The sequence below is a fragment of the Hymenobacter persicinus genome, from assembly GCF_004167665.1.
Classification (GTDB): Bacteria; Bacteroidota; Bacteroidia; order Cytophagales; family Hymenobacteraceae; genus Hymenobacter; species Hymenobacter persicinus.
In genome coordinates this window covers 1-25,309 of sequence record NZ_SEWE01000046.1, presented here as the reverse complement: position 1 = coordinate 25,309, position 25,309 = coordinate 1, and the positions used below count along the sequence as shown (strand labels likewise).

The following is a 25,309-nucleotide window of genomic DNA, read 5'->3' as shown; positions in this document are numbered from 1 at the left end:
TCTTTCGTTTTACCTTCGGGCCGGCTGCTTCCAGTCGGCCCGTTTTTTTTCGCTGCCTATGGCCTTTCTGAAAGAGCTTTTCCAAAAAAACGCCTCCACCCTGCTGTCCATGGCGCTGCTGGTGGCCATGCCGGTGCTGGGAAGCTCGTCGCTGAGTTATCTGCTTTACCGCAACCAGGAGTTGCTCCAGCACCTGTCGCTGGGGCAGGCGCTGGTGTATTTCGTGGTCATTGCCTTCACCATGGCCTTTGCCCTTACGCCCACCACGTTTGTGGCCCTGGCCACGGGGTTCTACCTGGGCTGGGCCGGTCTGCCGGGCATGGTGCTGGCCTACGCCCTGGCCGCCTTCGTGGGCTACGAGGTGGCCTCCCGCCTCGACCACGGCAAGATGACCAGCTTTCTGCATCACTTTCCCAAGGCCGACGCTGTGATGCGGGAGCTGAAAAACGAAAGCTGGCAGCTCATTGTCCTCACGCGCATTTCTCCGGTCCTGCCCTTCGCCCTGATGACCTTCGTGCTGGCCGTGATGCGCGTCGACCGGCGGCGGTTTCTGCTGGGCAGCGTGGCCGGTATGCTGCCGCGCAGCCTGTTTTTTTACTGGCTCGGCACCAAGGCCCAGGACGTGTACTCGCTGCTGAACCGCCATGATACCGGCACGACCGGCAAACTGCTGCTGATTGGGCTGGTGGTCGTGTCCCTATTCGGGCTGTATTACATTTTCGACCGGGCCCTGAAGCGCGCCCTGGGTCGCAGCACCGCAAACGACGAAAAAAATCAAAACTGACTTTCAGCCGCTTGCGCCCTTTTTGCAAGTTTTTTGCGGGAAATTGTGGCCCGTGGGTTGTGCATCTAAAAGCTTTGCCCTTATCTTTGCAGAACCAAATCGGCAAATGGTTGTATAGCTCAATTGGATAGAGCATCTGACTACGAATCAGAAGGTTTAAGGTTCGACTCCTTATACGACCACAGAAAAGGCCCTCAGCGCAACGCTGAGGGCCATTTTCTTTAAGGGGTGGCAAAACGGGTGTCAGTTTTCCCCGATTTCAGCCATTAACTGCTACCAGTTCGCAGGTCACTTCCGACACCCGACCGGCGAAATAGCGGTTGTGCTGCACCTGCCAGCGGCGGCCATGTAGCCGGCGAAGCACCCGCTCCTTACCCAGCTTGGCACGGAAGTCTAGGTTCACCAACGCCGGCATTTTCAGATCGGCCGTATTGAACACAGGCATGGAAGCCGTAATGTGCCGCTTCAGCACGTCGACCGAGTAGTTGGTCGCCTCGTGCATATCGACCACAGGCCGGGGAATAAGCCTCACGGGCGGGGGTGCGGCAATTGCCGAACAGGTACCGATGCCGGCGAGTGAGTAGGCCAGAGCGAGTAATAGAGACTTGCGCATAAAAAAGTGATGAGGGTTTAGGGTAATTGAAGCACCCAAACCTCACCACTTTCTCACCTGGAGCGAAGGACAGAAAAAAGGCACGCCTTACTTACCCTGCTGGCCACGGTCCCCAGGGTGGCCGCAGTTCGTCCTCATAGTAGCAGTCCCAGTGGCCATCGTTGAGGAAGTACACGTTGAGCCAGATGCCATCCGGCAACTCCTGCCGGGTGCGGTGCGTGATTCTGAACGGAAGATTCGCCTCTGGAGCACGCACCAGGGCAATGCCCTCCCACTTGAACGGGTACTTCCTCACCTTATCTCGCGGACGCTCCCACACCTTCCTTTAAGTATTTGGCCACCGTGCTAGGTGAGATCACCATGGCTTTCGAAATAGCCTGGTTCGACATGCCGGTGGCCTTGAGGGTCCGCACCTGGTCGACGACTTTGGTATCGATGACGGGCGCTCCCAGTTTGGTGCCTTTGGCCACGGTCCGGGCCAGCCCCGCCTTGGTCCGCTCACTGATGCGCACCTTCTCCTGCTTGGCGATGCTGGCCAGGATCGAGACGATGGCATCCTTGAACAACCCGGTCGAGTCCAGGTACTGCTCGGTGTAGGACTTGTAGCCGACGCCCCAACTCTCCAGCTGGTTTAGATACTGGAGCGTAGGCAGGGCTCCCTCCCGGCTGAAGCGGTCCAGGCTCCAGAACAGTACCACGTCGAAGCGCCGCTGGTGGGCCGCCGCGAACAAAGCCTTGAACTGCGTACGGTTGCCGGTACCGCCGGATTCCTCCTCGATGTATTCTTGGTAAAGGGTCCAGCCATGCACCTGGGCATAGCTGCGCAGGTCGAGCAGCTGATTCTGGGTTTCTTGTCCTTTGTCTTTCGTCGACACACGTGCATAAATAGCGACTCTCATCTTCTCCCACCCTAACTGGCTGAAACCATTTTTTTAAACTCCTCAATAGATGGAGTTGCCTCCATGTCCATTAACAGAGCGCTTGCAGTATTTTTTAATAATTTAACCTCCGCTTCATCTTGAATTAATTCATTAAGCCTATCCGGCTTTATCTGCGAAACAACAATAGACAATATCTTATTTACAATCGGCACACACAGTGCAACTAAGGATATTATTGAGTGGTTTTCTTTTTTTGATGCAACAGGATTAAATGCAACCATATCATTATCTACAGGCCAGTCAAGTATAGGCTCAAGCATCGACGGAAACAATGATATTAAAAAATATTTAAACCTAAGGTTACGAAGCAGATTCAACTGCTTTTGTTCTATATCAATTAAGGGTTGCACGCCGACTTTATTCTTAAGAGACAAACGCCTATCATCAATTGCCCTCGCCATGCAGTACACAAAGAGAATATGTCTTGCTTTCTTCCCCTCAAATGCCAACTTATACAATGGTGGGCTGATGAATATATTATTCTTCCCAGCATTCGCATCACCATATCTGCCTTTGAAAGATATCAATGACTGTGCAACATCTTCGATCCCTATTTCGTCGAGATTCCCTCCAGGCCTAAATCCTTGTTTTTTAATATAAGTATGCCCCAATTGATTAAATTCTTCAGCTATTCTTATCTGCTCCGTGTCGCCGCTATATTGATCCCAAGTAGTTATTGCGTTTTGAGTATTATTATATTTAACAATACTACTGATCTTAGCTGGATCGTCACAACGAATAATTCTACACAGAACCTTCACATCATCCATAGGATGCTTCAAGCTATCTATAGAACCTAGTGACCCGGTGGTTTGCGCCCCGTTAATCACAGATATTCCACTAATGGTTATCGTCTTTCTAACGATGTCGATGTTATTTGTAAGTATAGTTATACCATTGTTGTAGACCCAAAAATCTTGTTCAAATCTTTCTGCTGAGTCACGAATGGCGTTGTTTATAGTTCTGCGTTTAGTTATCCCCAGAAACCCTCTATAGTTAGCCGAAAAAAGTGACTCACCGTGTTTTGCAAAAAGTTCATGAAGCCATTTTCCAGGTACAGACAATATGAAAGCCTGCCAACCTGGAGCATCTTGCTTAAGAAATTCGCTATATGGCACAGAAATCAGATCCTTAACTGTGATGTGAGATTTTTGACTAGCAAAAAGCGTTTGCGTAGTTGACCAACCCAACTCTTTATAGGTCACGGAAATAGGAGAATTCAAACCTATCGCTGATTTGATATGCCCAGCTACTGTCTTTAACTCCCTTTCAACATTAACCGACTCTGACAGATTATGTACATAAACAAAATCAATTTGCTCAATCTCCCCTAAATCAAATGATTTGCGGAATTCTGATATTGCATTTTTTAGATTATCAGGAAGTGTACTAATGTCACCTGAGAAAAGCCAAGCAGATGCAGTATTTAAGTCAGAAGCTTTATTGGCCGGAGCAACATCCTTCAAAGACCTTGCATTGGTTGAGTAGTAGCCTTGAGCAACTATCAATTTCCTATTATCTCTATCCAGATAAATAAAGTCAACCTTTTTATCATCATTGCCATCAGTCAATGCTTCAGACGCCAATGCTTCTAGATCTGGTTCCTCCAAGTATAAGCCTATGGCCCAAATCATGTAAGCGTTCGCTTCGCCTAGTTTGGCAATGAGATTTGTTGCTGCTTTAAATGACCTTAAATATGTGGCTGCACTCATGCGATCGAAATATCAGTTTAGGGTAGGTTGTAAAGCTACTAAAGACCCTCCAATAAACGTCACCAAAAAACGGCCTAAAAACAGTGTGTTTCTAGGCCGTATGGGCAGGCGGCAACACCCTCCAAAAATCATCCGTTAATTGGAGGAGCAAGTATCGAGTAAACCCACCGTTTTGCTGATCATAAGTTCCAGTAACTTTGGTCCTAGATGAAGAAGATCCTTACTACCCTCAATCGCACACACAGGATCTTTACCTACTCGCTAGTTACGTTCACAATTGTTTTGGCAGGAGGAATACTCCTGTATGGTTACGCAGTCACTCCTAAGTTCCTAATTGACATAGAGGAAGGGATTGAACAGAATGCTGGGCTCATGAAGCTTGTTGGGCCGCCAACTGGATACGAATTAAGCTATAGTCCACACGACCTTCGCGAAGGCGACTCGGCCAAGTTCAGGGTGCAAGTCACCGGCGTCTGTGACAGCGCATATGTTCTGATAAGGGGCTCGTATCTAAAGCAGGAGAATAAATGGATCTATCGAGTACAGGATACGATGGTAGTCCAGAAGTGCCAATAGGCAACTACCACCTCCTAACTGGCTCGAGGACCTAAGCTTATAATAAGTAAGGTGAGGAGTGGTCCCTTGTTAGCCTCCCTAAAATGACCCTTTGCGTGAACTACCTGACAGTATCTAGAGGTGCTTCTCGCCGAGGTCCACTGCTCCCGTCGCGGGCTACTTGTTACTTTGCCCCCATGGTCCGGAGTTACCTGTTTGCTAGTTGCTGGCCTGTAGCTTTTTTAGCCTCATGACTAAAGTGGACTCTTTCTCTTTCGATGGATCTAAGTCTAACGTATTGTGTGGGTTATAGCCAGGAGCACGAACATTTGCTAGTGCAGATACCGTTCTGCCGTGCCAAAACATCGTGTCATTGCGCATTGTCGGCTCTCCAAATCGAGCGTGGAAGGCTTCCATAAAGGGCTTAATACCGGCCCCATTTACCACATACATGACACCTACAAGCCTGTTGTCCTTGAACTCCCAAAAGATGGACTCTCCGTCAATGTGATTCTTGTGCTTGACCTGATTATGTTGCGCGTAAGTAGCAAAAGGTCCTGTACGAAAGTCTTCTTTCGCTCCCTTTAACTTATCCGGGGTGTCACCAAAGTGAACGTTGCCAAAACCGTTCATTCGGTCCAGTTCTGTTTCGGATACTTGTGTGGTAGCTAATGGCTTTGGCTTGTTGGCCGCAGTACCTGAATCACGGGCGACAGATTCAGACTGTACTTGAGTGGTGGTTTGTTCCCCACAACTGGCCAGCAGCACGGCCGAGAGGTAAAGTAGTTTCTTCATAGCACCAAAGAAACAGAAAGTTCCGGCTGGATGGGCCCGGCGCTATAGCAGTTTCATTTCCGGACTCTTTCACTGAACTCTTCTTTCGGTATTTGGACCGTTTTACTGAACAGCTTAAGGGACTACCGCTTGCCCGGTGGCTAGAACTTTCTCGCTCCGTCACGTCCCTCTGAATTACTTTGTCGCCATGTTCAAAAACCGCGTGTTCGCAAGTTGTTGCCTAGTACTCCTGACCTCTTGTAGCGCTGGTGGCGACGGTGCGAATGGGGACTACCACGGAGTGGCGCTCGTGTCGAGTAAAGGCGACACGGTGTTCGTCAAGAGCTACAACTGGGGCCTTACGGGCGACAAACAAATCTCTACGGTCGCTGATAATGACCGCCCCCTTGGGTGGGAGGACCAAAGTCAACCTGGCATTGTCAAAGGACTAGACCCATTCCAGTACCGCTTTGCCCACGACACGCTGACGCTGTATGCCCGCTCGCCACTCCCAGCCTTTGCCATTCGCTGCCCGTCCATCGTGGTCCAGTACCAACTTGTGGACAATTCGCACCATATGCCCTTTTATGAACCGCTCGGCAACTCTACTTATCATCGCGTGCCAGACTAGACCTCAATCGCTCGTTTAGATTTCGGACCGTTTGAATGAACGCCTAGGTCGGTTCAATCAAGGTCTGGCTTAGCCTTGTATCTTCTCTTTTCCACCGCCAACCGTGGCGTTGTTATGCTGACGCAATATCCTCCGACATAACACCAGCCAATAGGTATATAGGCTCAACATGATCACTAGGCTAATGACATCATGAAAGAAGACCCCCGGCACGTATCTTAAATGCAACATTGTACAACAATGACTGAATTCGCTATAATAATTAGTGGACGACGTACGAAAATCGGTGGTCAAATGGTAGTTAATAAGAAAGATGGCTTTCAGAATAATGATGATCACAGCTAACCACCATACCACTTTTCGAGCTGTACAACTCACCACTAGCAGTATTACAAATATCCCAAGTTGGTGCTCTACTCGATGGAAGAAAGAAAAATTCGCATGAACAGCCATGCTAAATGACCCAAGTCCTCTGTAGTTGTGGATAAGAGTTGCTATTCCGCCGGCGAGTAACAGAACCGTAAATCCCAGCCACCAATATTGCAGCTTCCGCACATCCCGCACATTAGACGTAAATGAAACCATCAGAATCAAATTAAGAACAGGGTTAAAAGTAATGGGTCTACAGGTATGCTCCTTTCACTTTTCGGACCGATTCCTTGACCTGTTGGGTGCAGCTCGCTCCTCAGCTGGTTGTTCATGTTCTCCCTCCTTCACAAGTCCACTCAACCCATATTGTCTATCCTCAGCCAAGCGATCCGACTTCTCGACTCCTTCCGGCCCGCGCTGCTGGTCGTGGGCGGGTTTGTGATGTGGTATTGGCTCACGGCCGGCCGCCTCATGGAACTGCTACGGCGAGTCGTCAAAGTGCTCCTGGCCGTGCTGGCGCTCGGGGTCCTGGCGGTGGCCGTGGCCCTGGCGGTTCTGGCCCTGCCATACCTGCTGGCGCTGCTGCTTCGGCGTGTGGCGATCCGTGCTGCCGTCCGGAGAAATGCGCCGCGGATCCCGGACTGCAGCTTGCTTACCGTTAAACGGCTCGCGGTATATAACCAATACCATGGCTCCATGGACTTCTTTCTCCGCCAGGGCGGGGCTGATGAGCAGGCGTTGCTCAGCGACGAGCAATGGGCCCTCATCAAGCGGTACCTGGATGACCTACGGCGGATGCAGCAAGGGTTATTGTCGGCCGCATGTGCCGAACGCCTGGAAGCGGACCTGTTCCGAGACTGTGCCACGGTGACCACCGTCATCCAGTTGCGCCGAATGAGCCGAGTCAACTACGGGCTGGAGGGCAGCGGCCTACTGGACCGAATCCTGCTCTGGCTGTTCCCCCTAAAACCATCCGAGTAAAGCCATCGGCGACGACTGACGCCCAGACAGTACTATCCAGTAGATTGGTATCCAAGGATACCAAATCCCTCCTTTTCCTGAACCGCTCAAGGTGGGCACCTGCAAGCTCTGCAAAGCCCGCTACCGCCCAGATTGAGTTCGAGAAACTGGTTCAATTAACTAAGTACAGAAAACCCTGTGTAGGAGATGAGTTTCGTGAACCCCCAAATGAAGCGTTTGCCCTACCTTACCGGGGCCTCTCCAATTCTGCTGTTAAGCAAAAGGAGCCAAGAAAAGATAAAATGGAAGTAACGCCTCTTGAGATCTTGCGCAACGGCGCAGGTTACTCCCTCAAGGGGGTTGGTCAGCGTTTATTAACTATGCCGAAAGCGCTTAAAACGGCATTCCGCTGCGCCTGTTTGGTGGGTTTGGTTTCCCCTATAAGCTATGCTCAAACGATTCCTGTAGTTCTGCCAGTAGATTCCGAAACGAAGAAAATCACCTATTCCAATGTGGTTTTGGAAGACAGTGCTAACCAAGCCCTTCTACACACACGAGCTAGCATTTGGTTGGATCATTGTTTCGCTACCAAAGCTCCCATCCGTTACGCTAAGTCTTCCGACTCTTTCAGCAGCAAGGGGTGGCAGATTATTCATGTCGGAGTAGGTAATGACTCGATAGGTATTAAGTTGTGGTTCAATGTCGTGCTTCAGATAAAGGAGGGGCAGTATACCTACACACTCTCAAATTTCGCTGTCCAGCCTTTCTCAGATAAGCATGGGGCAGAGCCACTCACGCCTGCCGAAAGCTTCATTGTGCGGCAGAACAATAAGCGGAAAGAGGCCTATGCCCAACAGATTCGCCTGCAGCTGGATAAAACCAGAAAGCAATACATCACTAACCTCATGCATGATATGAGAAAGGGCACCGGCACCACTCACATTAATTAAGTTAAACGAGCGAAATATTGAAAGGCCGCTAGTGATTGTACTTTGTCTTCGCTAACGACCCTCCGCTCAGTTCCACATGAAATACGCTGTTACTTCACCCCATTTTCAGGGTATCCTTATCTACGCCGCTGGTCTGCTGCTGTGCGGAGCTTGTAACCAACAACAGGCAGAACGCCACCCGGTAGCCGTAGAACCCTCTACAACGGTCGCAACAGATCATTCTATTCCGTTTCAGCCTATATCGTACCGGCTTGTGCCACTCGAAGGTTCCTCTCTGCTGGACAGTTTACGCACCCTTCCGCGTGCCGACAGTACGCTCATAAAACCCCTCTTGACCGGAGTAGCCGAGTTCGACAGTGCAACCGTCTATTACCGTTATCACACGTTTGCGCTTGGCCCCAATCGGGCCGAAGTTGTCGCTGCCATCTCGGATTTTGACGGAATCCATGGCAAGTTGCAGATGCTTCTTTTCACGTCTGATAACCAGTGGCTTACAAACGTGACCCTGGCTGAATACTTTGATGGCAGCGGGGGGCATAATGATTACAGATCCGTACAAGTGTCCCCAACAACATTTCGTCAGGAAAACGTGGGTGTGGACTTGATTGAAAAGCCCGGTACGAAAGCTGGACAGGATCCCGAATGGCTATCAGGCACTACGACCGCGCACTATCTACTAGAGTTTAAGAATAACCGGTTTATCAAAAGGCAACTTGATAGCACTTACGTGGTTACTCCTCACGAAGACTAAGCGCCTACAGGCAGCTCCATACACGTAGTATTTTGAGTTCATCGAAACGGTCCGAAATCTAAACGAGCGTTAGTGTTTACCGGGGACTCTTTAACCTTTGATAGCTTCTATTGGACACCTCTTTTATTCCATGATCACCGATTCCTTTGAATCCTTACTACGTGATTAATGGCTGGTATATACATCAGGGTAATGACCGTAAGCATGCATATGTAAGGGAATGCGTCACCCCATCTTCGGCTCACGTAGGCATTGAAAGCCGGGCTGGGTGGTTCGAAGGGACGGCACTCTTTTTGGAACTGCTGTAATTCGGTGAGTTGCCGGTTGAGCTTCTGAAGTGGTGATAGTGCCATCCATGCTACTAGCACAAAGGGTACCCACATCACTATCCAGACGACGAAAGTTTTACTAAGTTTCTTGATTATTAAGTAAAGCATCCCAGCCGCGAATAGCCACCGAATGAGTAATAATAGATAGCCAATACCGTCTATTATATTGGCAAGCCCTTGGCTGACACCATGTCCCGTTTCGTCGTGGTATTCTTTAAAGAGGTCCTCGTCTTTTGAGCCGCACGAAAAGCGCGATGGGGGGATTTCATCATGCCTGCTGCTATGAGGTTTGGGGGCGTCTTCCCAGTTTTGAGCTTGGACGTAAAAGTTACAAAACAGGAGGGTGATCAGCAGTAGTGTAATGATCTGAGGCAAGCGAATAGGCATGGATCAAAGCTGCAATGTGAGATAGTGGCTATTACGCCTTATGTTGTAACGGTGCGCGTTCAGCAAAACGGTCGTTACGGTGTTCAAATTAGAGTTCTTTTATGAACACTTTTTACAACCATACAGAAGGCCCCGAAAACGTTGTTTTTCGGGGCCTTTTTTGAGCAGGTATTCTGAACACCCTGTTTGTCCAAGGAATGGCTTTAAATTGAACGCCCGAATCACCCTTTTCCTGAACTGGATTCGGACTAGCTTTTGGCCTGCTACTAGTTGCTGTGCCTCTTTGCTCTTATTGTGAATCTATTATGGGTATACAGATAGGATACCTCACATGGATGATGTCCAACCCCTTTCTCTATTTTTTCAAGCTTGGCTACAACGCTGACCAATGAATGGTCTGTATCAAACAACTCATCATTATAGTCACCCACTATATATACTTCGCGCCCCTTGTGCGTTGCATAACCTACTAACTTGAAGTGGCTTATCCTTGGATACGCGTTTAGAATTCTCACTACAGAAGAGTCTCCTGCGTTCCGTATGCCGATAGTTAGGCTCCGAACCTTTGTAGAAGAACAGTTGGGGTCATTTTTAATGCTAGTCAGGAAATGATCAATGGCACCTCTCAACTTGTTGCTGATTCTTGATTCCTGTAAATTTTGTTTGCAGCTGAATAGTACAGCCAGCGTCAAAAACAAGGGGAGTAGAGTCCTTTTCATTTTCGCGATCTATCAATTATACCCTCCCATTCTTAAACTTTTATGCAAAGGGACTGATGGCACCTACAATCTGCGCTACGGAAGAGCTTAAGTTCAATAAACTGGTTCAACTAGCTAAGTACAGAAAACCCCTTACTGAGGATGAGTTTCGTTAACTCCTCAAACGCAGGGTTTGCCCACCTAACCAGCTTATTTTGGGTTTATTGTTTAAGCCATAGAAGCTATTCTCTTTGGGCGATTAGAGAGATGATAATTTATTATACATTCGCTGCTCAATTGACTAGCAAGAATATTCAATCTCTCTCGTAACACACATGTTTACTAAACTTTCGTATAGCTCTTACCTGTTTTTATTCTGCCAAATAGTACTAGTCACTAGCTGTAACAAGTCCGCTACTCCTGCCCCAGCGCTTACAGCAACAGAAAAGTTAATGGCCAAGTCTTGGTACTTGACAGCGCGTACCCTCACGTATAATGGTACAGTCGATGATCTCTTTGCTACCTATCCTAATTGCGCCCGCGATGACTTTTACAGATTTCAAGCAGATGGAACTCTGCAATTTGACAATGGCATAGAGAAGTGCAACCCCTCTGAGCCTCAAGCTGTAACTGGAACTTGGAGCGTTGGCGCCAATGATACAAATCTCACTATGCTCCACCCTTACCTCGGTGGTACGGTTGGCTTAGCCTCACGTGGTGGCACAATACAAGAATTAACAGAGCAAAAGCTCATCGTCGTCTATAGTGAGACGTTCGGTACGACGATTAATGTAACAACTTCCACATATCAGGGCAAGTAGCATTGAGGCAGCATTGTCCATTCAACGAAACTTTCCCTTCTGGCGAAGAAAATTTTCCTTTCGCTCGCGAGCAGGAGCCTGAGTCAATTACCTTTCTACTGCATGATTGACTAGGGGGAGCGTCAGCCATTGATTCCACCATTGTTCACCTTCTTCCAGGCGGCATATTCCTGGTCGAACTCGTGGAGCTTCTGCACCACCTTCAGCTCCCGAGCCCAGGTGTCCATCTTCTCCGCATTGCTCCGGTTGTCGGCAATCAACTGCCGCAGCAGCTGCACTACTTCGCCCGAATCAGCGCCAGCCAGCTCCCCGACCGGCACCTGGCTCCCGCCCTCCGTGGTGGCACCGCCCTGGGCGTAGCCGCGGAGCCGGCGGGCCTCCAGCCACTGCTCCATCTGCGCCACCTGGGGGTCGGCCCGCATCCACTCGGGAATCACGTACTCATTCTCGTGCACCAGGCCGGCCACGGCAAAGCCCTCGCCGTCGAGTAGCTTTCCGTTGGCGGCCACCTGCAGGCCGGCTACCTCCAGCGAGGGCGTGCCCCCACCGGTGCGGCCGCCGGCGCGGAAGCCAGCAATCTTGGCCGTCGACAGGCCCGCATTCACGACGGCACCCCCAATGGCTGCGGCCGTGTAGGCCACGCCCAGCGGAATGCTGACCGGCGGGAATAGGCCTTGAATTTTGGCACCGGTGGTGAAGGCGTCCTGGATCTGCTTCTGCAGGTTGATTTCGATTTCAGCAATGGCGGCCGCCTTCTGGGCGGCCAGCGCCAGCTTGTAGATGACCGACTTCTTCCCCAGCGCGGCGCCCAGGAAGTCCAGCTCCTGCTGGCCCATCACCTTCTTGAATGCCTGGATGATGGTTTCGGCCTTGGCCTGGTCATCATCGAGTTTCTTTTTCTTGGCTTTGTAGTCGGCCTCGTCGCGGAGCTTATCGGCGTTGGCCTTCTTGTACTCGGCCGTTTCTGCCCCCGCCTTCTCCCGGATCAGGGCCAGCTCCCTATCATGGGCCGCCTGCTTGACGGCAAACACGGCATTCTGGTAGTCCCATTCGTTCGTGACTCCATTGGCCAGCTTCAGCTCCAGTGCCGCCAGCTGCTCCTGCTCCTCCGCTTGGCTGAGCTGAATCTGTCGGTCGATTTCGTCCAGCCGTCTCTTCTCCTCCTCCTCAGCATGCTTGGCAGCCAAGTCACGCAGGGCCAGGTCCCGATCAGCGACGATAGTTTGCACCTGGTCGGCATAATCTACCTCCAGCCCGGTGAGCTTCGCAATTTTTGTATCAGCATCATCGAAGAGCTTCTGTTGCTCTTTGATGCGGCGCGCCTCCTCATCACTCACCAAACGCTCCCCAAGCTGGGTCCAGAGGGCATTCCGCTCACGCAGCAGCCCGCCCTCATCCATCACCCACTGCTTAGTCGCGTTCAGGCGCGCCTGGTCGGCTTTGTCTCGGGCCGCCTCTGCCTTTTTACGGGCCGTTTCGGCGTCCTTCTCCGCTTTCTCGTGGTCGGCCTGCGTCTTACCGTCGCCGGCGGCCGCGGGCTTGTTACTGGAACGAGGAGGATAGTAACGTGCTGGTCAAGAAGGGCAGCAACTACAACCACATCAATCCCCGGCTCAACCTGATTTCAGAAACGGCCGAGCAGGCCCTGTTCGCGGCCGAAAACGAGCACCGACGCCTGGAGAAAGCCGAGCTGGATGGCATCCTGAAGCAGTTGCTTGCGCCAACGGCGGCGCTACCTTCGGCAGCACCTGCTCCAGAGCTGGCCGGCTCCCAGTCGGGCTTCTTGTTGATGATGCGAGAGTGGGTGGAAGACTACCAGCAGAAAGTTAACCCGAGCACCCACCGGCGGGTGGCCAGCAGCACGATCAACGGACTGAAGGCCACCCTGGCCCGGTTCGAGGGCTATGCCGCAGCCAAGCACATCGAGCTGACGCTGGAGGCCATGGAACAGGACTTCTACCGCAGTTTCCGCGACTACGTGGTAGATGAGCTGGGGCAGGAAATCAACACGTTCGGCAAGCACATCAGCCGGCTGAAGACCTTTCTGGCCTGGTGTGAGGAGGAGAAGGATCTGCCCGTCAACCGCAAGTATCGCAAGTTCGCCGCGCCCAGCCAGTACGTGGGCGTTGATGCGCTGACCGAGCAGGAGCTGCGCCGCATCTACCAGATTGACTTCACCTCGGCCTCGGTGCGTGAGCGGCTCCAGCAGCTGCACCAGCAGAGCCACACCACCGCGCACGAGCCCGAGCTGCAACGCTACCAGGCCTGGGCCGCGCACGTCGAGCTGGCCCGCGACAAGTTTCTGGAGTGTGCCTACACCGGCCTGCGCATCAGCGACGCGGAGTTGCTCAGCTGGAAGCACGTGAAGGGCCAGATGATTCACCTCAAGGCCGGCAAAAACCAGCACGAGTGCTACATCCCCTTCTACGACGACGACTTGTTCCACCTCGTGGAGTTGGCGGCCAAGTATGAGCAGCGCGCCCCGGACGGGCTGCTGCTGCCCACGTGCTACCGGGTCAACGAGTTTCTGAAGGTGGTGCAGCAACTGGCCGGCATCACGCGCCTGTCGCTGTCGAGCAAGCTGGGGCGCAAAACCTTTGTTACCTTGAAGCTCTACCAGGGCGTGCCCACCCGCATGGTGATGCAGGCCACGGGCCATTCGACCGAGAAGAGCTTCAACCACTACGTCGGCGTGGACACGATCAAACTGCTGCAGGAGTTCGTGCGCCGCTCGCCGGGCATGAGCCGCTCAGTGGCATAAAGCAGTGGCAGATTTTGGGAAGTTGCCTTCCACTAAGGTCCACAGGTTACCGTGTGCTACCGCGGATGCAGCCAATCAAGGCGCTTTTACTGGAAAGCGTTGGAAACCAAAACATCATTTCAAGTCCTTATACGACCACTCAAAAAGCCCCTTCATGCAGCATGAAGGGGCTTTTTATTTGTTGAGGTGTAGCTGCGGTATTCTATTTCTGGATTCAGTACGAACACTTTAGGTGGGGCACCCGGCGTAATACTGCAAACCAATCGTGTCCTCGACGCGCCAAGGGATGAAAGCGGGTGCCGCCGTAAAACCGATGGAACTGGTTTGAGAGGTTGTCAGTACTACGACGCGGTCCGCACTCTTATATCAGCGCATCCAGGCTGCGCCGGACGTGGCTAGTCGGCCCCAGCCGCTGAAACTCCGTCGGCGTGAGCCCCGTCACCTACCGAAACTGCCGCGACCAGTGCGCCGGGCTGCTGTACTCCAGCTGTTGCGCCACCTCGGCAATGCTCAGCTCGCCGTAGTCAATCAGCTCCTTGGCCCGCTCCACCTTCTGACGGAGGATGAACTTCTCAATGGTAAGCCTCTCTGAGGCCGCGAACAGGTACGAGAGATGGTGGTAGCTTTTCCCCAGGTGCTGCACCAAATAATCGGAATAATTTAGCAGGCGCGGCCCGGCGGCGGGTAGTATATGCTGGCCACCAGCAGCATTTTGATGCGGTCCTCGAGATGCGCCCGCCAGCACCGCCTGAATGGCAGGATCATCCGGCTCGGTGCCCCCGGGCGTCGTCTTCATGCTGCTTATTTCACCACCAATGCCCCGCGCAGCATGCCCATGCCGCAGGTAAACTCAAACCGGCCCGCTTCCTTGGGCAGCAGCTCCACCAGGGTCGTCTGAAACGCCGGCAGGTCGCGCCGAATGCTGAAATCCGGCATCAGCAGCTCCTCCGAGCAGCTGTTTTCTTCGTCGCGGTAAAAGTGTAGCTGCACGGGCTTGCCACGCTCCACCTCAATCACGTCGGGCGAGTAGCCGCCCTTCACCGTGATGTCCACCTCCTGCATCCCGCTCGACGAGGACACCGCACTGGCCGTTTGCCGGGCCGAAAAGAAGAAATACCAGAGCACGAACCCCGCCAGGCTTAGCCCCACAATCGTCACTATTACCGCCGTCGTATCCATGGCTCGTCTTGTTTAGTGGTCGTTAAAAGCCCGTAGCCGCAGCGAGTTGGTCAGTACCGAGACCGAACTCAGGGCCATGGCGCCAGCCGCCAGCATCGGCGAAAGCAGCCATCCGAAGAGCGGATAGAGCAGCCCGGCGGCAATAGGAATACCGAGCGTGTTGTAGACAAAGGCAAAAAACAGGTTTTGCTTGATGGTGCGAATGGTTTGGCGCGACAGCTCAATGGCCGTCACCACCCCGTTCAAATCCGAGCGCACGAGCGTGATGCCGGCCGCTTCCATGGCTACATCGGTGCCGCCACCCATGGCTAGGCCAATGTCGGCCTGCGCCAGGGCCGGCGCGTCGTTTATGCCGTCGCCCACCATGGCTACCACGCGGCCCTCGGCCTGTAGCTCCTTCACCTTGCCGGCCTTGCTGCTCGGCAGCACCTCGGCGAAGTAACGTTTGATGCCGACCTGCTCGGCCACTTTGGCAGCCGTTTGCGGGTTGTCACCCGTCATCATTACGACTTCGATGCCCAGGGCCCGCAGCTTCTGAATGGCCGCCACCGAGGTATCGCGCACGGTATCGGCCACCGCAATCAAGCCCACGGCCTGGCCCGCCACGGCCACGTACAACACGGTTTTGGCCTGGCTTAGCAGTTGCTCGGCTTGGTTGGTCAACGCCGCGGGAAAGGCTACCCGCTCATCAGCCAGCAGGCCCCGGTTGCCAATCAGAACTGCCTGCCCATTCACCGTGGCCGCCGCGCCCTTGCCTTCAATAGCCCGAAAATCAACCGCCGGTAGCGCCACTGCTTGCTGCGAATCGGCGTAGCGCACCACGGCTTCGGCGAGCGGATGCTCGCTCTGCCGTTCGAGAGCAGCCACCAGCTGCAGTAGCTGCGCCGCGTCCTGACCCGCGGCCGGCACAAAGTCCGTCACGGCCGGCTCGCCCCGGGTGATGGTGCCGGTTTTGTCCAACAGCACGGTGTTCACTTTGTAGGCCTTCTCCAGCGCCTCGGCGTTGCGAATCAGCACGCCGTACTCGGCCCCCTTGCCCGTACTCACCATGATAGCCGTGGGCGTAGCCAGCCCCAACGCGCACGGACAAGCAATGATGAGTACCGCCACGAAGTTGACCAGGGCCAGCGGCAGCCGCGTGGCCACTGGTGCCAAGTCAAACCACAGCACAAACGTCAAAATCGCAATAACAACCACCGTGGGCACGAAAATGGCGCTGACTTTATCGGCCAGCCGCTGGATGGGGGCCCGGCTGCCCTGGGCATCTTCCACCAGCTTCACAATCTGCGAGAGCATGGTATCGGCACCCACCTTCGTCACCCGAAAGCGGAAGGAACCGGTTTTATTGAGCGTGGCCCCAAACACCGGGTCGCCGACTTTCTTCTCCACCGGCAGGCTCTCACCCGTCAGCATAGCCTCGTCCACAGCCGACTGCCCTTCGGTAACCATGCCGTCCGTGGCCACTTTCTCGCCCGGCCGCACTATCACCACATCATCCAGTTGCACCTGCTCAATCGGCACATCTACTTCGGCCCCACCGGGCCGCACCACCCGCGCCGTTTTGGCCTGCAGGCCCATCAACGAACGAATGGCCGCCGAGGTCTGTGTTTTGGCCCGCAACTCCAGCACCTTGCCCAGCAGAATCAGCGCGATGATGGTGGCCGTGGTATCGTAGTACACCTCCGGCATCAGCCCGTGGCGCATGAAGAACCCCGGCGCCACGGTAGTCGCCAAGCTATACAGAAACGCCGCGCCCGTCCCCACCGCAATGAGGGTGTCCATGTTGGCCGAGCGATGCTTGAATCCATTCCAGGCCGAGCTATAAAACTCCCGGCCACTATACAGCAGCACCGGCAGCGTGAGCAGCAATAGCGCATAATTCAGCCACTGCACGTTCACGCGCTGCAGCAGCGCCGGCCACAGCATCAGCATGCTCAGCGGCATGATGACTACGGCCAGTCCCACTGCCACCCAGAAGCGGCGCTTGAGCTTGACATAGGCGGCGGCTTTCTGCTGGTCTATTTCGGCTTGCCGGTCGGCGGCGCTGGTGTCCGGCGCCCGCTCAGCCACCCCGAAGCCGGCATTCACCACGGCTTGCTTTAGGGTCGCGTGGCTGGCTTGGCCCGGCAGGTAGTGCACGGTGGCTTGCTCGGTGGCAAAGTTGACCATGGCGCTTTGCACGCCCGGGGCGCGGCTCAGCGACTTTTCCACGGCCGACGCGCACGAGGCACAGGTCATGCCTTCAATGTCGAGCGTCGCCGTTTCCGTATTTTTAGTGGAGGCAGACATAGGGAAGTAGCTTAAAAAGCCTTCAGAACCCCGGGTAGGCCAATAAGCCCGGGCCCAGAAGGATATACCAAAGGAACGGCAGCCGGCACCTTTAGTTGGTACGGAATCCTGCGTTACACTTGCATAATTTGATGATTGACTGGCTCAAGCTGGACTTATAAAATTGAGCATCGAGCCGGCCTCATTCGGTTGCGTAGCTGCATGCTCTTCTCCCCTCGCAATGCCATTTAACGCTAGCCAATCAGCTCATTACGCAATATCCGCATCCCACTCACCCTGTCGCTATTGGAACTGCCACCTCATTAACCCGGCAAAAGAGCCATTCAAGCACTCCCAGGTAATTTCCTAGTTTTATGGCTGCCCGTGTTTTACCGGCTTTGTATATTCCGTAACCTGCTCCCCTTCCGCCGTTTGCTGGCGATGCGCTTCTTGCTCGTCTTCGTCAACGTGTTCGTGGGCTAGTGCTACTGCGCCACAATGAGCCAGCCCGCAGCCACCCTGTGCCTAGCCATCCTAGCCCAGCTGCTACGGCCACGCCAAGAGCAACCAAAAAAAGCGTCGCCGAGCACCGGCATAGAAAGGCAGGCCGCCGCCACGACTGCTGCAAAGACACATCGGCCTCGCTACGGCGCGCTTCCTTGCCCGCTACTCTGAGCAGGGCCAGCACCTGCTGCGCGAGTGCGCCGAGATTTGCAGGGCCTGCGGCGACGAGTGCGAAAAGCCCGCCGCTCTGCTTGAAATCATGCAAGCCCCCGGCCTAATTCTGTCCCCCTTGCGCGGGCACCAGCCGCTAGCTTTGTCTGTTATGAATCAGCAGCCCAACCACCCTCGGCTGCCTAACTTCTCCTGCCATGCAAACTCTCAAATTCAAAACTAACATCAACTGCGGCGGCTGCATTAAAGCTGTAACGCCCACCCTCAACGGCGAGAAAGCCATCCAAACCTGGCAGGTCGACACCGCCAACCCGGACAAAATCTTGACCGTCGACACCAACCTCAGCGTCGAACAGGTGCTGGCGCTGGTTGAAGGAGCTGGCTTCCAAGCCCAGGCTGCCTAACCTGTTCTGCGCCTTGCTCACGAGCGGACCGTCAGGCCCGCTCGTTTCATTTCCACGCTTGCCGCGGGGGTGGATGCCACCGGACATCGGGCTCACGGTGCTTCCAGGCGTAGCATTCGTAGGCCCAATCCTCGTTCAGCCCGCGGTCCGTAGCGAAGGAAGGTCTTTCGGATCGTGATGTTCTTTTCCACGACCGAATCGGCGCGGGCCCGCAGTTTGATGGCCGTACGTATCGTCCGTCCCAATTCACAGAGAAGCTCACTCGCTTGGAGTTCCGCGGCCGGCCCGCGCTCTGCTAATACCGGCAGATGCGGCGCAACAAGGTCGTTTCGCTCACCGTGATGGCGCCCTGCCCGCGCAGCAGCGGCTGCCGGGCCACTTCGTAGCCCGTAGTCGTCTGCCACTGGGCCGGCAGGGCCACGCGCACCTGCACAAAGTCGGTGGCGGAAAAAGGCAGCACTTCCGTGATGGTGGCCCGCAGGTAGCCGTACTGCCGGGCCGGGTAGGCATCCAGGTCGATGAGCATGGACTGGCCCGGGTGCACGGCCGCCGCCGACTCGATGGGCACCTGCACGCGTACCTCCGACGGATCGGTGGCGTCGCGGATGATTTGCACCTGGGCCGGCACCTGGTCGGGGAAGCGCACGAGGTCGGCGGTAAATACCAGCAGCAGAAAGCCGCCCAGCAGCCCCGTAGAGGTCCAGCGCGTCACCCAGCCGGGCATCCGGCCCATGATTTCCTGGACTTCGTGGTGGTGAATGTCGAACTGTTCGGGCATGGCGGTCAGAAAAAAATCAGTTACCCAGCTCCAGCTGGTTGCGAACCAGGTCGAAGTAGCGGCCGCGGCGGTGCACGAGCTCCTCGTGGGAGCCGATTTCGGCCACCCGGCCCTGGTCGAGCACCACAATCTGGTCGGCGTGGCGGACGGTGCTGAGCCGGTGAGCCACCACCACCACCGTGCGGCCGTGGAAAAACTCGTTCAGGTTGCGCATAATCACGCTTTCGTTGTTGGCGTCGAGGGCGCTGGTAGCCTCGTCGAAGAACAGGTAGCGCGGGTCCTTGTACACGGCCCGGGCAATGAGCAAACGCTGCTTCTGCCCCCCGCTGAGCCCGTTGCCGCTGCGCCCGATCTTGGTGGTAAACCGCAGCGGCAAACCCTGCACAAACTCGGCAATGTTGGCCACCTCCACGGCGTAGTGCACCTTGGCCGCGTCGATTTCGTCGGAGTTCATGGCGATGTTGCGGGCAATGGTGTCGGAGAAGATGTAACCCTCCTGGAGCACGGTGCCCACCTGCCGCCGCCACCAGCGCGGCGACAGGGTCGTGAAGTCGGTTTTGCCGATGGCAATGTGGCCGCTGTTGGGCGCGTAAAACTTGAGCAGCAGCTTGAGCAGGGTGGTTTTGCCGCTGCCGCTGGTGCCCACGATGGCCGTCACCTTGCCTTCGGGAATGACCAGGCTCACGTCGTTGAGCACGAGCGGGGAGCTGGGCCCCTCGAAGCGGAACGACACATTTTCGAGCACAATGTCGCCGTGGCGGCAGGTTTTCTGGTCGGCCAGCAGGGCGGCTTCGGCGCTCTGCTCATCCGACACGGCGGGGCCTTCCTCGTCGGGCCGGCCGTGGATTTCGCGCAGCCGATCCAAACTCAGCTTGGCGTCCTGGGTGGTCTTGACGAAGTGGATGAGCTGCTCGAGCGGGCTGTTCATCTGCCCGATGATGTAGGAAATGCTCAGCATCATGCCCAGCGTCAGCTCGTGCTGAATCACCTGGCGGGCGGCCAGATAGGTGATAATGATGTTTTTGGCCTGGTTGAAGAAAAACGAGCCCAGATCCTGGGCCTGGTCCAGGGCCAGGGTGCGGTTGTTGAGCCGAAAGAGCTTGACCTGCACCTTTTCCCACTCCCAGCGCCGGTAGCTTTCACTGTGGTTGAGCTTGATTTCCTGCATGCCGTGGATAATCTCGAACAGGCTGTCCTGGGTGTCGCGCTGGCCCTGGAAGCGCAGGTAGTCGAGGTGGCGGCGGCGGCGCATAAACAGCAGGGCCCAGGTCATCATCAGCAGACTACCGGCGGCAAACACGCCCAGAATCGGCAGGCTATACAGGCCCAGCACCACCGAAAACACTACCAGGTTGACGAGCGAGAACACGCTGTTGATGGAGTTGCCGGTCAGAAACACCTCAATGCGGTGGTGGTCGGTGATGCGCTGGGTGATGTCGCCGATGGACTTGCTGTCGAAAAAGCGCACCGGCAGGCGCATGAGCTTGAGCAGAAAGTCGGAGATGATGCTGATGCTGATGCGCGTGTTCATGTGCAGCAGAATCCAGTTGCGCACGATGCCCACCGTGAGCTGCCCGAGTAGCAGCAGCAGCTGGGCCAGCAGAATCAGCACCACGAAGCTCTCATTCTGCCGGTTGATGCCGAAGTCGACCAACGACTGGGTCAAAAACGGAAAGGCCAGCGAAATCAAACTGCCCAGGGTCATGCCCAACAGCAGCTGAATCAGGTAGCGGTAGTAGGGCTGGACGTAGTTGCGCAAAAAGGCAAAGCCCTGGGTGTGCTCGGTGGGCACCTCCGTCACGTAGAAGTGGCGGGAAGGCTCTACGGCCAGCAGCACGCCTTTCTGCCCGGCCGCGCTGGCCCAGCCCCGCATGAAGGTGGCCTTGTCGATAGTGACCACGCCGTGGCCGGGGTCGGCAATGGTGATGCGCTCGGCCTGCCCGCGCAGGCGCCCCATGATGCCGCCTTCCTGAATATCGAGCAGCAGCACGAAGTGACTCTGGTTCCAGTGCAGAATGCAGGGCAGCGGCACGTTGTCGACTAGGTACTGGTAGGTCGACTTGAGCATCAGTGTCTTGAGCCCGATCTGCTCGGCGGCTTCCGACACGCTCAGAATGCTGACGCCTTCGGAGTTGAGGTAGCAGATGCTGCGCAGGTATTCCAGGTCGAGGGTGCGGCCGTAGTGGCGGGCCACCATTTTCAGGCAGGTGGGCCCGCAGTCCATGGCATCGTGCTGGCGGTAAAATTTAAACTGCATGACAGGGGCGAAAAAGGTACGGGCCGGACAAAACGCGTCGGCAGCGGCGTTACGCCAGCAAACTCAGGTAGGGCTCCGACACCCAGAGCATGGCGCGGGCGTAGGTGGGCAGCGCGGCGGCCAGGTCGTCGGGCGCGGCCGCGGCGGCGCGGCGGCGGCCGGCCAGCTCCCGCAGCAGGGCCAGCTTGAGCAGGTCGTGGGCGTGGCCGGGCAATTGCAGGAAAGCGCCCAGCAGGGGTACATAACTGGCTTCGTCGGCCGTCAGCAGAGCCTCGTAGGCCGTCAGCCAGGCCTGGTAGGGTGGCCAGAAGTCGAGGCCCACGGTCTGGTCGGCCAGCTCCCCGAAGGCCAGCGTGAACTGGTGGTGGCGCTGGGCCACTTCAGGCAGCTGGGCCAGGTTGCCGACCATTTCCAGGAAAATCTGGGCAAACATGTCGGCGCGCAGGGCAGCGGGCGTGTTGTCGAGCAACGCGGGCGCCCAGCTGCCGGCCAGGGCCGGGGCGGTGCCGGCACTTAGGTAGCGCAGCAGTTCGTGCACCAGCGTGGCCCCGGCGGCGGCCTCCCCGCGGCGGAAGCTGATCCGACTCAGGTTGTGCAGCTGCTGGACGCGGGCAATGTGGAAGATGGCAATCTGATCTTCCAGGCCCCCAATGCTGGCAATGGCGGCGTAAGTTTGGGCGTCGGCCTCGTCGAACAGGCCGCGGCGGTAGCTGAAGTACGCCTGGTAGGGCAGCGTGAGGCAGCGCAGAAACGCTACCACCCGGGGCTCGTGGGTTTGCTCGAGCAGCGCCAACAGCTCATCGGCGCGGGCAAACTCGACGCGGGCCGTACTGAAGTCGCCGGACTTGGCAGCCCGAAACCCGAGCACGTAGGTATTGATGGTATAGTGAATCGAACGAATCGTTTTGGAGTCAAAGTGAGCGTGCAGGGCCTCGTTGATGACATCGTTGAAGATGTCGCGGCGGGGCGGCAGGCGGCGGGGCTTCTCGTCGGCCGGGCCGGGGTGGCGCAGGTAGGCGGTGAGCTCGGCGAGAGAAACGGGAGGGGCCGGAGCGAGGTGGAGCGTTTCCATGGGCTTAGTCGGCGTAAGTGGCAAAACCATCCTTGGCGTACACGTAGGCCAGGGCCAGCCGGTCTTCGATGTTGGCTTTGGCGGGTGGGCAGGGCGGGTTGCCTTCGCGCCAAGCCTTGGGGCAGGCGCCCCCGCACACGGGCAGCATGCGGCAGCTCGAGCACCACAGCGCCTTGTTGGATTCAATCTGGTCGGGCCAGTCGTGGAAGGCGCGCTCCTGCAACGACACCTCGGGCTGCTTACGCACGTTGCCTAGCAGGTAGTCGGCGCTTTCGTAGAGCGGCACAAGCGGAATTTCGGTGCAGTTGTAGATCTGCCCCTGCGAGTCAATTACTTCCGCGTCCTTGGACACGGCAATGCAGACGATGCTGTTCAAACCCGGAATGGTGGCCAGCTTGAAGCCATTCTGCATCTGGGCAATCAGAAAGTCAATTTCCCGCTCCCCGTACTCGGCCTTTTCTAGGGAGAGCAGGTGGGCGTCGTTGCCCCACGAATACACCGGGGCCGTGTAAAACCGGATTTTGTCGTTCAGGCCCTTGCTGGCCAGCAGCTCGATGAGCGGAATCACCCGGTCGATGTTGCGGCGGTCCACGTTGCAGCGCACCGACAGTACCTGGCCGTGGCCGGCGTAGACCGGCGAGTGGGTCACGTCCACGATGTTTTTCAGGATCAGGTCAAAGGTCTTCTCCCCTTCCTTGGTATGGCGGCGGGCGTCGTGGGATTCCGCGTCGCCGTCGAGCGTGATTTCGAAGCGCCGGATCTGGCACTGCTCAAATAGCTCCTCAAAAATGGCCTTCTTCAAGGACAGGCCGTTGGTAACCATGTGGGCCGAGTAACCGATGCCCAGCTCCGCGGCCAAAGCCATCAGGCGGGCCGACACCTGGCGAATGTGGGCCAGGCCGGTCAGGGGCTCGGCGCCAAACCAGGCCACGTGCAGCTCGGTGTGCCGGCTCAGGTCGAGCTGGCGGCGGGCCCGCTCCACGATCTGGTCGTAGATGTCGGTTTTCATGTAGGTCTTGGAGTGCGACTGCCCGCAGTAGTCGCAGCCGAGCTGGCATTGCGAGGAGGGCAGCAGCACGAAGTTCAGGGTGCGGGAGTCGTCCACGGCGGAGCGGGAGCGGTTGAGCAGCACCTGCAGCTCATTTTCGTGGGCCGGCACGATGGCTTCGGCCTCCACTAGGGCGTCGAACAGGGTGTCGGGCAGCAGGTCGAACTGTCCGGCGTCGAGGGCCGCCAGGTGCTGTTGCTTGAGCACGTGGGTTTTGGCCGTGCGGGTCGAATACAGAATAACGCGGCCGTTGGCGTCGTCGACCGGCCCGCCCAGCGAACCCGTAGCCACGGTATAAAAGGAACGCTTGAAATCCATAGCTTCAGTAGTTGTGCTGAGTAGCTGGTTAAGAGAAAGGATGACGGGGCTGGCTTAGTCGAAGTCGGGCTGGGTGCGGTCAGCCAATTGTCCGGACCGGCCCAGCTGGGCGCGGACTCGTTCCATGCGGTCCAGCCAGGAGCCCAGCCGCCGCCACAGCCCGGTGGGCTCGGAAGCGTAGGCGTAGGCACCGTCGGTTGGTTGAGCCGTGCCGCTTTTCAGTTTGGCAGCCAGCTCCTGGGTCAGGACTTCGACGTCCGGGGAGGCATCTGGCTGAGCGGTGGTGACCTGGTGAAGAAGCGACTGAAGGTTCTTGTGATGCATGGGAGTAGAGAATAAGGCCTGGGAAGGACCGATCCGGACAAGGGTAGCTAGACAGCTGGCGCGGGCTTAGCCTTTGCCGCAGCTCTGGTTGGTGGGGCAGCTGAAGTTGATGCTGATTTCATCGTCAACGGCCGCCTCGCTGCCGCCCTTGAGCTTGGCAGCCAGCTCCTGGCCGAGGTTTTCGAACTCGGCGGCATTTTCTTCCTGCTGGTTGGCGACGGTCTGGAGCAGGGACTTGAGGTTCTTGTTTTTCATGGTACAGGGTGCCGGAAACCGGCGAAATGATGTGGAAAGGAAAAAATCAGACGGAGGCTAGCGCCTATTTGCAGCCCGTGTTCTGGGGGCAGCTGAAGTTGATGGTGATTTCGTCGTCCACCGCGGCTTCGCTGCCGCCCTTGAGCTTGGCAGCCAGCTCCTGGCCGAGGTTTTCGAACTCGGCGGCATTTTCTTCCTGCTGGTTGGCGACGGTCTGGAGCAGGGACTTGAGGTTCTTGTTTTTCATGGTACAGGGTGCCGGAAACCGGCGAAATGATGTGGAAAGGAAAAAATCAGACGGAGGCTAGCGCCTATTTGCAGCCCGTGTTCTGGGGGCAGCTGAAGTTGATGGTGATTTCGTCGTCCACCGCGGCTTCGCTGCCGCCCTTGAGCTTGGCAGCCAGCTCCTGGCCGAGGTTTTCGAACTCGGCGGCATTTTCTTCCTGCTGGTTGGCGACGGTCTGGAGCAGGGACTTGAGGTTCTTGTTTTTCATGGTACAGGGTGCCGGAAACCGGCGAAATGATGTGGAAAGGAAAAAATCAGACGGAGGCTAGCGCCTATTTGCAGCCCGTGTTCTGGGGGCAGCTGAAGTTGATGGTGATTTCGTCGTCCACCGCGGCTTCGCTGCCGCCCTTGAGCTTGGCAGCCAGCTCCTGGCCGAGGTTTTCGAACTCGGCGGCATTTTCTTCCTGCT

Annotated in this window: 26 protein-coding genes and 1 tRNA gene; 11 read left to right on the top strand and 16 right to left on the bottom strand. The window is 56.0% G+C overall.

Going from position 1 to position 25,309, the window contains the following annotated elements; translation table 11 throughout:
• The first annotated feature begins 58 nt into the window (after nt 1–58).
• Nucleotides 59–784, top strand: coding sequence for a TVP38/TMEM64 family protein (locus EWM57_RS17320; protein ID WP_129922414.1), 726 nt, complete (start codon nt 59–61; stop codon nt 782–784).
• Between the two features lie 108 nt (nt 785–892).
• Nucleotides 893–966 (top strand) — tRNA-Arg (locus EWM57_RS17315).
• Between the two features lie 77 nt (nt 967–1,043).
• Here the strand turns inward: EWM57_RS17315 and EWM57_RS17310 are convergent.
• From EWM57_RS17310 to EWM57_RS17300, 3 genes are all read right to left on the bottom strand, one after another.
• On the bottom strand, nt 1,044–1,316 hold the full coding sequence (locus EWM57_RS17310; protein ID WP_129922413.1) for a hypothetical protein: 273 nt from the start codon (nt 1,314–1,316) through the stop codon (nt 1,044–1,046).
• 377 nt (nt 1,317–1,693) lie between these two features.
• Nucleotides 1,694–2,296, bottom strand: coding sequence for a recombinase family protein (locus EWM57_RS17305; RefSeq protein ID WP_129922412.1), 603 nt, complete (start codon nt 2,294–2,296; stop codon nt 1,694–1,696).
• An 11-nt stretch (nt 2,297–2,307) separates the two neighbouring features.
• Nucleotides 2,308–4,050: an AIPR family protein gene (locus EWM57_RS17300; RefSeq protein WP_129922411.1), complete on the bottom strand. Its 1,743-nt coding sequence runs from the start codon at nt 4,048–4,050 to the stop codon at nt 2,308–2,310.
• Nucleotides 4,051–4,257: 207 nt separating this feature from the next.
• Between EWM57_RS17300 and EWM57_RS17295 the strand changes: the two genes are divergently transcribed.
• Nucleotides 4,258–4,626, top strand: a complete 369-nt coding sequence (locus tag EWM57_RS17295; protein ID WP_129922410.1) for a hypothetical protein — start codon at nt 4,258–4,260, stop codon at nt 4,624–4,626.
• A gap of 198 nt (nt 4,627–4,824) precedes the next feature.
• On the opposite strand, the gene EWM57_RS17290 is transcribed toward EWM57_RS17295, so the two are convergent.
• The gene (locus EWM57_RS17290) at nt 4,825–5,400 is read right to left on the bottom strand and encodes a hypothetical protein (protein ID WP_129922409.1); all 576 of its coding nucleotides are present in this window, start codon (nt 5,398–5,400) and stop codon (nt 4,825–4,827) included.
• 187 nt (nt 5,401–5,587) lie between these two features.
• On the opposite strand from EWM57_RS17290, the gene EWM57_RS17285 reads away from it, so the two are divergent.
• The 5 genes from EWM57_RS17285 (at nt 5,588) to EWM57_RS17265 (ending at nt 11,275) form a co-directional block, all read left to right on the top strand.
• On the top strand, nt 5,588–6,010 hold the full coding sequence (locus EWM57_RS17285) for a hypothetical protein (protein WP_129922408.1): 423 nt from the start codon (nt 5,588–5,590) through the stop codon (nt 6,008–6,010).
• 699 nt (nt 6,011–6,709) lie between these two features.
• Complete coding sequence (locus EWM57_RS17280) at nt 6,710–7,360, top strand: hypothetical protein (protein ID WP_129922407.1); 651 nt, start codon at nt 6,710–6,712, stop codon at nt 7,358–7,360.
• 44 nt (nt 7,361–7,404) lie between these two features.
• A complete protein-coding gene (locus EWM57_RS17275) occupies nt 7,405–8,289 on the top strand; it encodes a hypothetical protein (protein WP_129922406.1) in 885 nt (294 codons plus the stop codon).
• Between the two features lie 76 nt (nt 8,290–8,365).
• Nucleotides 8,366–9,040 carry a hypothetical protein gene (locus tag EWM57_RS17270; RefSeq protein ID WP_129922405.1) on the top strand — a complete coding sequence of 225 codons (675 nt, stop codon included), beginning with the start codon at nt 8,366–8,368 and terminating at the stop codon, nt 9,038–9,040.
• 1,749 nt (nt 9,041–10,789) lie between these two features.
• The gene (locus EWM57_RS17265) at nt 10,790–11,275 is read left to right on the top strand and encodes a lipocalin family protein (RefSeq protein WP_129922404.1); all 486 of its coding nucleotides are present in this window, start codon (nt 10,790–10,792) and stop codon (nt 11,273–11,275) included.
• Nucleotides 11,276–11,397: 122 nt separating this feature from the next.
• On the opposite strand, the gene EWM57_RS17260 is transcribed toward EWM57_RS17265, so the two are convergent.
• Nucleotides 11,398–12,675, bottom strand: a complete 1,278-nt coding sequence (locus EWM57_RS17260) for a hypothetical protein (protein WP_129922403.1) — start codon at nt 12,673–12,675, stop codon at nt 11,398–11,400.
• A 167-nt stretch (nt 12,676–12,842) separates the two neighbouring features.
• Between EWM57_RS17260 and EWM57_RS17255 the strand changes: the two genes are divergently transcribed.
• Complete coding sequence (locus tag EWM57_RS17255) at nt 12,843–14,036, top strand: tyrosine-type recombinase/integrase (RefSeq protein ID WP_129922402.1); 1,194 nt, start codon at nt 12,843–12,845, stop codon at nt 14,034–14,036.
• 442 nt (nt 14,037–14,478) lie between these two features.
• Here the strand turns inward: EWM57_RS17255 and EWM57_RS21430 are convergent, their stop codons facing one another.
• The 3 genes from EWM57_RS21430 to EWM57_RS17240 all read right to left on the bottom strand — a co-directional run bounded on the left by EWM57_RS21430 (nt 14,479) and on the right by EWM57_RS17240 (nt 17,504).
• Nucleotides 14,479–14,679, bottom strand: a complete 201-nt coding sequence (locus EWM57_RS21430; protein WP_242510124.1) for a helix-turn-helix domain-containing protein — start codon at nt 14,677–14,679, stop codon at nt 14,479–14,481.
• A gap of 158 nt (nt 14,680–14,837) precedes the next feature.
• Nucleotides 14,838–15,215 (bottom strand): cupredoxin domain-containing protein, encoded by a 378-nt coding sequence (locus EWM57_RS17245; RefSeq protein WP_129922400.1) that lies wholly within the window; start codon nt 15,213–15,215, stop codon nt 14,838–14,840.
• A gap of 12 nt (nt 15,216–15,227) precedes the next feature.
• Entirely contained in the window at nt 15,228–17,504 is a 2,277-nt protein-coding gene (locus tag EWM57_RS17240) for a heavy metal translocating P-type ATPase (RefSeq protein WP_129922399.1), read from the bottom strand.
• A 598-nt stretch (nt 17,505–18,102) separates the two neighbouring features.
• Between EWM57_RS17240 and EWM57_RS17235 the strand changes: the two genes are divergently transcribed.
• Both EWM57_RS17235 and EWM57_RS17230 read left to right on the top strand, forming a co-directional pair.
• A complete protein-coding gene (locus tag EWM57_RS17235; protein WP_129922421.1) occupies nt 18,103–18,381 on the top strand; it encodes a four-helix bundle copper-binding protein in 279 nt (92 codons plus the stop codon).
• On the top strand, nt 18,356–18,562 hold the full coding sequence (locus tag EWM57_RS17230) for a heavy-metal-associated domain-containing protein (protein ID WP_129922398.1): 207 nt from the start codon (nt 18,356–18,358) through the stop codon (nt 18,560–18,562). Before EWM57_RS17235 ends, EWM57_RS17230 begins: the two co-directional genes overlap by 26 nt.
• Before the next feature lie 295 nt (nt 18,563–18,857).
• Here the strand turns inward: EWM57_RS17230 and EWM57_RS17225 are convergent, their stop codons facing one another.
• From EWM57_RS17225 to EWM57_RS17190, 8 genes are all read right to left on the bottom strand, one after another.
• A complete protein-coding gene (locus EWM57_RS17225) occupies nt 18,858–19,340 on the bottom strand; it encodes a hypothetical protein (RefSeq protein WP_129922397.1) in 483 nt (160 codons plus the stop codon).
• Between the two features lie 16 nt (nt 19,341–19,356).
• Complete coding sequence (locus tag EWM57_RS17220) at nt 19,357–21,597, bottom strand: peptidase domain-containing ABC transporter (protein WP_129922396.1); 2,241 nt, start codon at nt 21,595–21,597, stop codon at nt 19,357–19,359.
• 49 nt (nt 21,598–21,646) lie between these two features.
• A complete protein-coding gene (locus EWM57_RS17215) occupies nt 21,647–22,669 on the bottom strand; it encodes a hypothetical protein (protein ID WP_129922395.1) in 1,023 nt (340 codons plus the stop codon).
• A gap of 4 nt (nt 22,670–22,673) precedes the next feature.
• Nucleotides 22,674–24,035, bottom strand: coding sequence for a radical SAM/SPASM domain-containing protein (locus EWM57_RS17210; RefSeq protein ID WP_129922394.1), 1,362 nt, complete (start codon nt 24,033–24,035; stop codon nt 22,674–22,676).
• Between the two features lie 54 nt (nt 24,036–24,089).
• Nucleotides 24,090–24,359, bottom strand: a complete 270-nt coding sequence (locus EWM57_RS17205) for a hypothetical protein (protein WP_129922393.1) — start codon at nt 24,357–24,359, stop codon at nt 24,090–24,092.
• A gap of 66 nt (nt 24,360–24,425) precedes the next feature.
• Nucleotides 24,426–24,614 carry a hypothetical protein gene (locus EWM57_RS17200; RefSeq protein ID WP_129922392.1) on the bottom strand — a complete coding sequence of 63 codons (189 nt, stop codon included), beginning with the start codon at nt 24,612–24,614 and terminating at the stop codon, nt 24,426–24,428.
• 64 nt (nt 24,615–24,678) lie between these two features.
• Nucleotides 24,679–24,861 (bottom strand): hypothetical protein, encoded by a 183-nt coding sequence (locus tag EWM57_RS17195; protein ID WP_129922168.1) that lies wholly within the window; start codon nt 24,859–24,861, stop codon nt 24,679–24,681.
• Between the two features lie 64 nt (nt 24,862–24,925).
• Nucleotides 24,926–25,108, bottom strand: coding sequence for a hypothetical protein (locus tag EWM57_RS17190; RefSeq protein WP_129922168.1), 183 nt, complete (start codon nt 25,106–25,108; stop codon nt 24,926–24,928).
• Nucleotides 25,109–25,309: the final 201 nt, after the last annotated feature.